The following is a 1,045-nucleotide window of genomic DNA, read 5'->3' on the forward strand; positions in this document are numbered from 1 at the left end:
ATTCCTGACCGATGGTGATCGTGTCAGCGGTGAAGAGAGTGCCCTTGTCGGCTAAGTAGAGCTGCTTGATGCTGGCGTCCCAGGGTCCGGCCACTACCTCGGGTCCTTCCACTAGATCCTTCCGGCTCACCCCAACGGGTGACCCACACCCAGTTGTCCCACCTCGCCCACAGGAGCGGTAACGGCTCACGGCAGGGGAGCGCGAAGACCGTGGGCCGCGAGAAGCAGAACGGGCGCCGGTACACGCTCCGGGCGTCCGGGGCAGAATTGGGTGAACGAGGCCGCCCCGGGCGCCGGGGCCGCCGTCGAGTAAGTGACACTGAACGGGCCCGGCGGCGCCCACCATGCCGATGCTGCCGCCGTCGGGCACCTGGACCGATGTGGAGGGGACGCCGGTGACAGCCTGGGACGTCGAGGACCCCGCCGTGTGGGACGACCTGTTCGCCCGTGACGCGACGAGCGGCCGGTGCAGTTCGTACGGCCCGCCGATACCGACCGCCCTACCTGGGCGGCGTACGAGGGCGGGACCTACCTGGGCACGGTGAGCGCGGATCCCGACGGGGCACGCCCGCTGTGTGTGTGGGGGGTGCCCCTATGTCTTTGGTCAAGGTGGTCGGGTGGCAGTGTGGCTGTCATGAGTGATGACGTGCCTGTTCGGAAGTCGGCGGGCGAGAGTATGCGGCCGTGCGACTTTTGCAGTCATCCGGTCGTGTTGGACTCGGTCGACGAGCGGGACTGCCCCGTGTGCGGCGAGGCTGTCGCTGAGGATCAGCCGGCTGAGGTTGGCCGGGGTTCGTAGAAGGTGCCGTCGCGGAGCATGGCGAAGAGGACGTCGATGCGGCGTCGGGCGAGTGCGATGAGGGCGGCGATGTGGTGTTTTCCCTCGCGGCGTTTGCGGTCGTAGTAGGCGCGTGACTCGGGTTGGGAGAGCGAGGCGAACGCGGCGAGGTAGAAGGCTCTCTTGAGCTGTTTGTTGCCTCGCCGGGAAGGATGTTCGCCGCGGATGGAGGAGCCGGAGTTCCTGGTCACGGGTGCGAGGCCGACG

1 protein-coding gene is annotated in these 1,045 nt (G+C 67.8%); it reads right to left on the reverse strand.

What is annotated here, in order from left to right:
* Positions 1–768 precede the first annotated feature (768 nt).
* A partial coding sequence (locus ACFXGI_RS38830; protein WP_384717834.1) for a transposase occupies positions 769–1,045 on the reverse strand: 277 nt, incomplete at its 5' end.

This window comes from Streptomyces sp. NPDC059355, from assembly GCF_042752335.1.
GTDB lineage: Bacteria > Actinomycetota > Actinomycetes > Streptomycetales > Streptomycetaceae > Streptomyces.